Genomic DNA, 9,664 nt, shown 5'->3' with positions numbered 1-9,664 from the left:
CGACGACTTGCAGACCGTCACGGCGCCGATCTCGGGCACTGGTACGACGTTGACCGTCACGTTGACGGCGACGTTCGACAGTGGGAGCGAGGCGGTCGCGTTCCAGAACCTGGTCATCTCCCAAGGTGGCGGCGGTGGTCCCGTCGGCCCGCCGTTCGGCGAGTGCGGCGACGGCAACGAGACGCGGATCCACGTGATCCAGGGCTCGGCCGCGAGCAGCCCCGAAGAGGGCGTCCAGCACGTGATCGAAGGTGTCGTCGTCGGCGACTTCCAGGACACGGCGACCCAGCTGTCGGGCTTCTTCCTCCAGGAAGAGGACGCCGACGTCGACGGCGATCCCACGACGTCGGAGGGCATCTTCGTCTTCGACAACGGCTTCGCCGACGTCGACCTCGGCGACGTCGTCCGCGTCAAGGGCGACGTGGACGAGGAGTTCGGGCTCACGCGGCTCGAGAACCTCACCGATCTCGCAGAGTGCGCCGACCAGGTCGGCGGCGCCAGCGCGGCAACGCCGACGCTGCCCGTCGAGACCGACCTCGAGCCGTTCGAGGGCATGAGCGTCGACTTCGCCCAGACCCTCTACGCGACCGACAACGGCAACTGGCACCGCTTCGGCGAGGTCACCCTGTCCGTCGGTGGCGTGCTCGACAACCCGACCAACGTCACGACGCCGGGCGCCGCAGCCCTGGCGCTCCAGGACCTCAACAACCGCAGTCAGGTGCAACTCGACGACGGCAGCTCGCTGTCGAGCAGCGACCCGGCGTTCGATCCGCCGCCGTACATCTCGGCCGACGGCACGCTGCGGCGCGGCGACACCGTCGACGGGCTCGTCGGCGTGCTCGGCTTCGCGTTCGGCGCCTACGAGGTGCACCCGACCGCGCCGGTCTCGTTCACCCGGGTCAACCAGCGCAACCCGGCGCCCGACGTCGGCGGCACGATCCAGGTGGGCGCGTTCAACGTGCTCAACTACTTCACCACGATCGACACCGGCGCCTCGATCTGCGGACCGAACGCAGATCAGGGGTGCCGCGGTGCCGACAGCGCCGCCGAGCTCGTGCGTCAACGCGACAAGATCGTCGATGCGATCGTCGAGCTCGACGCCGAGGTGCTCGGTCTCATGGAGATCGAGAACGCAGCCGACAACACGCCCGAGGCCGACCTGGTCGCCGGGCTGAACGCTGTCGCCGGCGCCGGCACCTACGACTACATCGCAACGCCCGGCGGCGTCGGCAACGACGCGATCCGTGTCGCGCTGCTCTACCAGCCCGCGGAGGTCACGCCGGTCGGCGACTACGCGATCCTCGACAGCTCGGTCGACCCGTTGTTCAACGACGACAAGAACCGGGCCGTGCTCGCCCAGACGTTCGACGAGAACGCCACCGGCGAGCGCTTCACGGTGGCCGTCAACCACCTCAAGTCGAAGGGCTCCGCATGCGACGACGTCGGTGACCCCGACGCCGGCGACCTGCAGGGCAACTGCAACGGCGTCCGCACCGACGGGGCGATCGCCCAGGCCAACTGGTTGGCGACCGACCCGACCGGCAGCGGCGACCCCGACTTCCTGATCACCGGCGACCTCAACGCCTACGCCCAGGAAGACCCGATCGTCGCGCTCGAGAACGCCGGGTACGCCGACCTGATCCAGCTGTTCCAGGGCATCGACTACTCGTTCACCTTCAACGGCCAGAGCGGCTACCTCGACCATGCGATGTCGAACGGCACGCTGACCGACCAGGTGACCGGGGCGGCCTTCTGGCACATCAACGCCGACGAGCCGCGCAGCCTCGACTACAACCTCGACCAGAACTACCAGGCCTCGCTCTACCGGCCCGACGAGTGGCGTGCATCCGACCACGATCCGGTGCTCGTCGGTCTCGACATGGAAGACCCGCGGGGCATGAAGGAGAAGGCGGTCGCCGACCTCGAGGCGCTGCTGCCGACCGGGAGCCGCTGGACCGACAGGTTCGTCGGACGGGCGATCGACGCCATCAACGACAGCCTGGACCCGCGCTACTGGGTCGACGACGCCCACCTCACCGGCAAGGGCCACAAGGTCTTCGTCGCCGAGGCCAGGGCCGCGCTCTACCTGCGGATCGCCGGCTACACGGTGCCGGAGGCGGCGGCGATCTCGGACAGCCTCGTCGCTGCCGACGCCGAGCTGGCGCAGAACGCGATCGACATCGCCGTCGCCACCGGTGGCGACCAGCGCGAGATCGATCGTGCCGAGCGCTGGATGAGGTGGGCCGACAATGCGGCGGCTCGCGGTTGGGACCCCGTCGCGATCTTGTACTACCGGGGGGCGTGGCACCACGCCGTGAGGGCGGTCGACGATGCACGGTTCGCGACGTACAACGCGTCGTTGAATCGAGGCAATGCCGGCGATCTCGCTCGCGAGCTGGCCACGCCCGGCAGCGCGCAACCGGCCACGATCGCCGAGATCATCCAGCGCAACCGCCCCGAGATCGTGCTCGTCAACGAGTTCGACTTCGACGCCAGCGGCGCCGCCGGAGCGCTGTTCCAGCGCAACTACCTGTCGGTGTCGCAGGGCGGGGCCGACCCGGTCGAGTACCCGTTCCGCTATGCGGCGCCCTCGAACACGGGGATCCCGTCGGGCTTCGACCTCGACAACGACGGCAACACCGGCGGTCCGGTGGGGAGCTTCGACTACGCCGACGACTCGTTCGGCTTCGGGCTCTTCCCCGGGCAGTTCGGGATGATCGTGTACTCGATGCACCCGATCGCCGAGGACGAGATCCGCACCTTCCAGAACTTCCTCTGGAAGGACATGCCCGGCGCCCTCCTGCCGGAGGACCCGCCCGGCACGTCGTTCTACTCGCCGGAGGAGCTCGACGTGTTCCGCCTGTCGTCCAAGAGCCACTGGGACGTGCCGATCGCCATCGGTGACGACGAGGTCCACTTCCTGGTCAGCCACCCGACTCCGCCGGTGTTCGACGGACCCGAGGACCGCAACGGCACCCGCAACCACGACGAGATCAGGTTCTGGGCCGACTACGTCACGGGCGGTTCGACGGCGTCCTACATCTACGACGACGACGGCGGCACCGGCGGCCTCGACCGCCGCGCGCGCTTCGTCATCGCCGGCGATCAGAACTCCGACCCGAACGACGGCGACAGCATCCCCGGTGCGATCCAGCAGTTGCTCGACAACTCGAAGGTCAACACCAAGGTGACGCCGTCGAGCCTCGGCGGCCCCGAGCAGGCGCTGCTGCAGGGCGGCATCAACGCCGCGCACCTCAGCGACCCGGCCTTCGACACCGCCGACTTCAACGACTCGGCGCCCGGCAACCTGCGCGTCGACTACGTGCTGCCGAGCAGGAACCTGAAGATCACCGACGCGGCCGTGTTCTGGCCCGAGACGACCGACCCGCTGTTCCCGCTCGTGGGCACGTTCCCGTTCCCGAGCTCGGATCACAAGCTGGTCTGGGTGGACGTCGACCTCGCCGGCGGTGACGACGACGACGACGATGACGACGACGACGATGACGATGACGACGACGGTGATGACGACGACTGACCGGTGAGCGGGTCGCACGGCGGTACGTTGGTCCGCCGTGCGACCGTTCTTCATCGACACCGACACCGCCAGCGACGACGCCGTCGCGCTCGTGATGGCGCTGCGTCGCCACGACATCGACGTGGTCGGCGTCGGCGTGGTCGCCGGCAACGTGCCGCTCGACATGGCCGTGCAGAATGCGCTCTACACGCGCGAGCTGTGCGACCGGCTCGACGTCCCCGTGTACGCCGGTGAGGCCGCGCCGTTGCGGCTGCCGCTCGGCACGGCGCAGAACGTGCACGGCGGCGACGGGATGGGTGACATCGGCCTCGCGCTGGCCGGCCGCGAGCCCGATGCGGGCCATGCCGTCGACGCCCTCCTCGCCACCTCCCACGAGCATGCGGGCGAGCTGACGCTCGTCACGCTCGGTCCGCTCACCAACATCGCCCGCGCGCTCGAGCGCGACCCGTCGTTGCCGGCCCGGGTGGCACGCACGGTCGTGATGGGTGCCGCTGCCGACCACGTCGGCAACGTCACGCCCGCCGCGGAGTTCAACGTCTGGGCCGACCCGCACGCGTTCGATGCGGTGCTCGCGTCGGGGCTGGCCTGCGAGCTCGTCGGTTGGGACATCTCGCGCTACTACGCCGTGGTCGAGCCCGAGCTGGCGGCCGACCTCCGCTCGATCGGGACGCCGGTCGCCGAGTTCTGCATCGACATCCAGCGGGTCGTGGCGGAGTTCTGCGCGACCGAGACGAAGCTGGCGGGTTTCGACCTGCCCGATCCGATCGCCATGGCCTTCGCGATCGACCCCGCGGTCGCCACCGAGACGCGCCGTCTCAACCTGCGTGTCGAGACCGAGAGCGAGCTCACCAGGGGCATGGTGGTGATGGATCTGCTCGGGTTCACGGGTCAGGAGCCGAACGCACTGGTCGTCACGGCCGCCGATCGCGCCAAGTTCCTGACGATGCTGCGATCCGCCCTCGCCTGACCGCCGACATCGAGGTGGCGCCGACCAGCCACGAGGTCGGGAACATGCCGGGCCTCCGCTGGTCGACGCTGTTGACGCCGGCCGTCGACGCCGGCCGTCGCTGCGGGGACCCCGGTCGACGCCGGATCGACCCGCCTGCGACCGGTTCTCTACGGTGCGTCCATGCACTTCGGCGCGCTGATCTTCCCGACCGACCAGACGATCCGTCCCGACGCACTCGCGGGCGAGCTCGAGGCGGCGGGCTTCGAATCGTTCTGGGTGGCCGAGCACACCCACATCCCGCTCAGCCGACGAACGCCGTACCCGGGCGGCGGCGATCTGCCCGACATGTACTGGCGAACGATGGACCCGTTCGTCTCGCTGACGGCAGCGGCGCTCGCCACCGAGCGCCTGAAGGTCGGCACCGGCATCTGCCTGGTGAACCAGCACCATCCGATCAACGCTGCGAAGCAGGCTGCGTCCGTCGACCAGCTCTCGAACGGCCGCTTCCTGTTCGGCGTCGGCGTCGGCTGGAACGAGGACGAGATGGAGCATCACGGCACCGACCCCGCGAAGCGTCGTTCGACCGCCCGTGAGCGGATCCTCGCGATCAAGGAGCTGTGGACCGCCGACGACGCCGAGTTCCACGGCGACTACGTCGACTTCTCGGCCAGTGCCTCGTACCCCAAGCCGGTGACCACGCCGCATCCGCCCGTGATCATGGGCGGCGCCGGCGGTCCCGTCACGTTCCGCCACATCGTCGAGTACTGCGACGGATGGATGCCGATCCATGGCCGTGCCGACCCGCTCGAGAAGCTGCCGCTGCTGCGCCAGATGGCCGACGAGGCCGACCGCGACCCCGACTCGATCGAGGTCAGCATCTACGGCTGTCCGATGCGGCCCGAGATCGTCGAGCGCTATCGCGAGGCTGGCGTCGATCGTGTCGTGTTCTGGCTGCCGGCCGACGAGCCCGACAGGGTGCTGTCCGCAGTCGCCCACGGCGCGTCACTGATGACCTGACTGCTGCCGACGTCACGGTCACGCGCGAGGGCTGTCACGCATCGAGGAGTCACGTGTCGGGAGTCACGTGTTCGGCGACATCACGTGTCGTCGACGTCATGGGTCGGGGAAGCGACCGTGCGGTGATCGGTGACTCAGGCGCCCGACCACGCGACCGCGTCGCGGACGGCGGCGGTCAGCTGCTCGGCGTCGACGTTCGCGGCGCGGCTGAACCGGATGCAGCTCTTGCCGTTGCTCGTGCGGCCGAGCCGGTCGCGGTAGTGCTCGGCGATCGTCACGCCGTCGCGCTCGGCCGACACGTAGAGCGCGAGATGACGCTTCTGCACGGTCAACCCGACGACGGGCCACCACCCTGGCTCGGTGGCGTGGTCGCCCGGGACCTCGCCGTAGCCGATCATGGTGATGCTCGGGCTGCGGAAGAGCCGCCGGTCGAGCTCGGGGGCGGCTTCGGTCACGAGGCGGTCGATCTCGCGCAGGTCGGCCTCGCGGTCACCGGCCGCGGCGAACAACCCGTCGATGGTGTCCGTGTCGATCTTCATGGCGCCTCATCACCCCTCGTCGCCGCTCGTCCCGTGTCCTCCGGAGATTGTCGCGCATCGGCGGTGGTGCGTAGCGTGAACGGCCATGCCAGCGACCGAAGGAAAGACAGCGCCTGCGTTCACCCTGCCCGACCAGCACGGCGACAAGGTCCGCCTGTCGTCGCTGCGGGGCCGGAAGGTCCTCGTGTACTTCTACCCACGCGCCGACACGCCCGGCTGCACGACGCAGGCGTGCGGCCTGCGCGACATCGCGGCGGACATCGGCGACACCGTCATCATCGGCATCAGCCCGGACACGCCCGCGAAGCTCCGCAAGTTCGACGACAAGCACGACCTCGGCTTCACGTTGCTCGGCGACGAGGACCACGCCATCGCCGAGAAGTACGGCGTCTGGGTCGAGAAGAAGAACTACGGCAAGGTGTACATGGGCGTGCAGCGGTCGGCGTTCCTCGTCGGCGAGGGCGGCAAGATCCTGCGAGCCTGGCCGAAGATCAGCCCGAAGGACACACCGACCGCGCTCCTCGACGCGCTCGCCGAGCTCTGAGCCGCCGACCCGACCAGCGACCCGGGCCCTGCTGGGGTCCCACTGGCCGGGTCACGCGCTCAGGCGGTGATCGCGTGCGCCTTCAGGTCGTCGAGGTCGACGAACTCGAGCGCTGACACGTGGGTGCTCTCGAGCACCACCGGGCATGCCCGGCCGGCGGCGAGCGCCTCGGCCCAGCGCGCCGCGCACACGCACCATTGATCACCGTCCTCGAGCCCGGCGAAGCCGTAGTGCGGCATCGGCGTCGAGAGGTCGTTGCCGTTCTCCTTCGAGAACGTGAGGAAGTCGTCGGTGACTCGGCAGCACACCACGTGCATCCCCGGGTCGTCGCCCCGGTTCTCGCAGCAGCCGGTGCGGTAGTAGCCGGTCATCGGGTCGAAGGAACATGGCTGCAGTTCGGAGCCGAGCACGTTGGTCTGCCGCATGGCCCCATCGAACCACGTCGCGGTGCCGCTGCCATGATCGACCGGCCGGTACGCTCGCCGCCATGGCCGCAGCGAGCACGCCCGTCGTCGGCGTCGTGATGGGATCGTCCAGCGATTGGCCGACGATGAGCCGAGCCGTCGACGTGCTCGCCGACTTCGACATCGCGCACGAGGCCCGGGTCGTCTCCGCTCACCGCATGCCCGACGAGATGTTCGCGTACGCCGAAGCCGCCGCCGAGCGAGGTCTGCGGGCGATCATCGCGGGCGCCGGGGGAGCGGCCCACCTGCCCGGCATGCTGGCGGCCAAGACGATCGTGCCGGTCCTGGGCGTCCCGGTCGCATCCCGCCATCTCGCCGGCCAGGACTCGCTGCTGTCGATCGTGCAGATGCCGGCCGGTGTCCCGACCGCCACGTTCGCGATCGGCGAGGCCGGCGCCACCAACGCAGCGCTGTTCGCGGTGGCGCTCCTCGCCGCGGACGACCCGGCGCTGGCCGACGCCTTGCTGGCCTACCGGGCCGAACGCCGCGATCAGGCGGCAGCCTCGTCCCTGCCGCCGGAGTGACGGCTCGATGACGACACCGATCGCGCCGCCCGCCACCATCGGCATGCTCGGCGGTGGGCAACTCGGCCGATACGCGCTGATGGCGGCGCGCACGATGGGCTACCGCACGATCGTGCTCGAGCCCGATCCTCACGCGCCGGCCGGGTCGATCGCCGATCTCCACCTCGTCGCCGACTACGACGATGCCGAGGCGCTCCGCCGGCTGGGCGACGAGAGCGAGGTCGTGACCACCGAGTTCGAGAACCCGCCCGCCGCAGCGCTCGACGCGCTCCGTCGCCGGACGTCGGTCGCGCCCGCCCCCGAGGCGGTCGCGGTCGCGCAGGACCGCATCGCCGAGAAGCGGTTCCTCGTCGACGCCGGCCTGCCCGTCGCGCCGTTCGCCGTCGTCGACGATGCGGACGCTGATCCGTCGGTCGGCTACCCGGCGATCCTCAAGACCGCCCGGCTCGGCTACGACGGCAAGGGTCAGCGACTCGTGGCCGACGCGTCCGAGATGCGGGCAGCCTGGCGGACTCTCGGCTCGGTGCCGTGTGTGCTCGAGCGGGCGCTGCAGCTGCAGACCGAGCTGAGCGTCGTGGTGGCCCGCAGTGCCACCGGTGGCTTCGCCGCCTACCCGGTCGCCGAGAACACCCACGTCGACGGCATCCTCGACCTCTCGATCGTGCCGGCACGCGTCGGGCGGCGACTCTCGGACCGTGCGGTCGGGTTGGCGATGACGATCGCCGACGCGCTGGCCTACGTCGGCGTGCTCGCCGTCGAGTTCTTCGTCGTCGACGGCGACGTCGTCGTCAACGAGCTCGCGCCGCGCCCGCACAACAGCGGCCACTGGACGCTCGACGTCGCCCAGACCAACCAGTTCGAACAGCAGATCCGGGCGATCTGTGGTCTCGCGCTCGGCGACACCTCGATGACCCGGCCGGCAGCGGCCATGGTCAACCTGCTCGGCGACCTGTGGGACGCTGGCGAGCCCGACTGGGCGTCGGCGCTCGACGGCGGGCAGACCGCCCTCCATCTCTACGGCAAGCGGGCAGCACGCCCCGGTCGCAAGATGGGCCACGTGACGGCCTGGGGCGCGTTGCCCGAGGAGGCCGAGGTTCGTGCGCTCCAGGCGCGTCAGGCGCTCACCCGCCGAGGTTGACGCCGACGAGCTCGCCGATGAGGTAGGTGACGCCGCACGCGACCAGCACGATCAGCACCTGCCGGGCGATCGATGCGCCCACCGACCGCTCGGCGAACCGACCGACGAGACCGCCGACGCCAGCAGCGGCGACGACGCCGATCGACAACGAGGCCCAGGCCGCGCCAGCGCCACCTCCGATGTACCAGGGGATCACGGGCAGCAGCGCGCCGAACAGGAAGCTGACCAGCGACAGGCCCGCAGCCCACAACGCGGACGGCAGGTTGTGCGGGTCGATGCCGAGCTCTTCGCGGGCGTGAATGGCAAGAGCGTTCTCGGGGCGTTGCATGACCTCTTCCGCCGCGGCAGCGGCGCGCTCCTTGCCCATGCCATGGCTCTCGTAGATCGCCGCCAGCTCCTCGGTCTCGTGCTCGGTGTTGTGCACGTGCTCTCGGCGCTCGACCGCCAGCTCGCGCTCGATGAGATCGTTCTGCGACGTGACCGAGACCCATTCGCCGGCGGCCATCGAGATGCCGCCCGCGACGGCCCCGGCGAGGCCGGCGAGGCGGACGACGGTGTTGTCGACGCCGGCGCCGGCGAACCCGAGGATCAGCGAGACGTTCGACACGAGGCCGTCGCTGACGCCGAAGACCGTCGCCCGGGCCAGCCCGCCGGAGACCGAGCGGTGCCCGGTGTGGGGTTCACGGGGGCGTTGGCTCACCTTCCCGACATTACCGGTGCACGCGAGGCCGCGCTCCCGTACGTCACGATGCTCGAGGCGGCGTCGCAGGCCGCGGGCGGACCGACGGTGACGACGACGACATCAGCCGTCGTCGTCACCCTCGTCGCCGTGGCTCCCGCCATCGCTTGCGTCGTCATCGGGCCGCTCGGGCTTGTCGGGCTTGCCGGGGCTCCCGCTCTGCCCGGGGTTGTCGGGCTTGCCGGGTGCCTCGGGGTTGCCGGGGTTGTCGGGCT

9 protein-coding genes are annotated in these 9,664 nt (G+C 70.1%); 6 read left to right on the top strand and 3 right to left on the bottom strand.

The genetic code is table 11. The features are described from left to right. The 3 genes from QNJ12_RS21530 to QNJ12_RS21520 all read left to right on the top strand — a co-directional run. On the top strand, window positions 1-3,535 hold a 3,535-nt coding region (locus tag QNJ12_RS21530), incomplete at its 5' end, for an ExeM/NucH family extracellular endonuclease (protein WP_300625839.1). Between the two features lie 37 nt (window positions 3,536-3,572). After that, window positions 3,573-4,502, top strand: coding sequence for a nucleoside hydrolase (locus tag QNJ12_RS21525; RefSeq protein WP_300625837.1), 930 nt, complete (start codon window positions 3,573-3,575; stop codon window positions 4,500-4,502). A 162-nt stretch (window positions 4,503-4,664) separates the two neighbouring features. Continuing rightward, the gene (locus QNJ12_RS21520; RefSeq protein ID WP_300625835.1) at window positions 4,665-5,501 is read left to right on the top strand and encodes an LLM class F420-dependent oxidoreductase; all 837 of its coding nucleotides are present in this window, start codon (window positions 4,665-4,667) and stop codon (window positions 5,499-5,501) included. Between the two features lie 134 nt (window positions 5,502-5,635). Here QNJ12_RS21520 and QNJ12_RS21515 read toward each other — a convergent pair whose 3' ends face one another. After that, window positions 5,636-6,040 carry a DUF1801 domain-containing protein gene (locus tag QNJ12_RS21515; protein ID WP_300625833.1) on the bottom strand — a complete coding sequence of 135 codons (405 nt, stop codon included), beginning with the start codon at window positions 6,038-6,040 and terminating at the stop codon, window positions 5,636-5,638. A gap of 85 nt (window positions 6,041-6,125) precedes the next feature. On the opposite strand from QNJ12_RS21515, the gene bcp reads away from it, so the two are divergent. Further along, window positions 6,126-6,584 carry a thioredoxin-dependent thiol peroxidase gene (gene bcp / locus QNJ12_RS21510; protein ID WP_300625832.1) on the top strand — a complete coding sequence of 153 codons (459 nt, stop codon included), beginning with the start codon at window positions 6,126-6,128 and terminating at the stop codon, window positions 6,582-6,584. Window positions 6,585-6,643: 59 nt separating this feature from the next. Here bcp and QNJ12_RS21505 read toward each other — a convergent pair whose 3' ends face one another. Then, window positions 6,644-7,009, bottom strand: coding sequence for a DUF2237 domain-containing protein (locus QNJ12_RS21505; protein ID WP_300625831.1), 366 nt, complete (start codon window positions 7,007-7,009; stop codon window positions 6,644-6,646). Between the two features lie 62 nt (window positions 7,010-7,071). Between QNJ12_RS21505 and purE the strand changes: the two genes are divergently transcribed. Together purE and QNJ12_RS21495 are read left to right on the top strand one after the other, a co-directional pair. Next, on the top strand, window positions 7,072-7,572 hold the full coding sequence (purE, locus tag QNJ12_RS21500; protein ID WP_367281835.1) for a 5-(carboxyamino)imidazole ribonucleotide mutase: 501 nt from the start codon (window positions 7,072-7,074) through the stop codon (window positions 7,570-7,572). 7 nt (window positions 7,573-7,579) lie between these two features. After that, window positions 7,580-8,710, top strand: coding sequence for a 5-(carboxyamino)imidazole ribonucleotide synthase (locus tag QNJ12_RS21495; RefSeq protein WP_300625830.1), 1,131 nt, complete (start codon window positions 7,580-7,582; stop codon window positions 8,708-8,710). Here the strand turns inward: QNJ12_RS21495 and QNJ12_RS21490 are convergent. Beyond that, window positions 8,694-9,410: a VIT1/CCC1 transporter family protein gene (locus tag QNJ12_RS21490; protein ID WP_300625829.1), complete on the bottom strand. Its 717-nt coding sequence runs from the start codon at window positions 9,408-9,410 to the stop codon at window positions 8,694-8,696. The genes QNJ12_RS21495 and QNJ12_RS21490 overlap by 17 nt on opposite strands. Window positions 9,411-9,664 lie beyond the last annotated feature (254 nt).

The organism is Ilumatobacter sp. (assembly GCF_030065885.1).
In the GTDB taxonomy this organism is placed as follows: domain Bacteria; phylum Actinomycetota; class Acidimicrobiia; order Acidimicrobiales; family Ilumatobacteraceae; genus Ilumatobacter.
The sequence above is the reverse complement of the archived record's forward strand: the minus strand, read 5'-3'. Positions and strand labels throughout refer to the sequence as shown.

Coding starts and splice junctions, on each gene's coding strand:
- QNJ12_RS21520 (WP_300625835.1), top strand. CDS start 4,665: ATGCACTTCGGCGCGCTGATCTTCCCGACCGACCAGACGATCCGTCCC.
- QNJ12_RS21515 (WP_300625833.1), bottom strand. CDS start 6,040: ATGAAGATCGACACGGACACCATCGACGGGTTGTTCGCCGCGGCCGGT.
- bcp (WP_300625832.1), top strand. CDS start 6,126: ATGCCAGCGACCGAAGGAAAGACAGCGCCTGCGTTCACCCTGCCCGAC.
- QNJ12_RS21505 (WP_300625831.1), bottom strand. CDS start 7,009: ATGCGGCAGACCAACGTGCTCGGCTCCGAACTGCAGCCATGTTCCTTC.
- purE (WP_367281835.1), top strand. CDS start 7,072: ATGGCCGCAGCGAGCACGCCCGTCGTCGGCGTCGTGATGGGATCGTCC.
- QNJ12_RS21495 (WP_300625830.1), top strand. CDS start 7,580: ATGACGACACCGATCGCGCCGCCCGCCACCATCGGCATGCTCGGCGGT.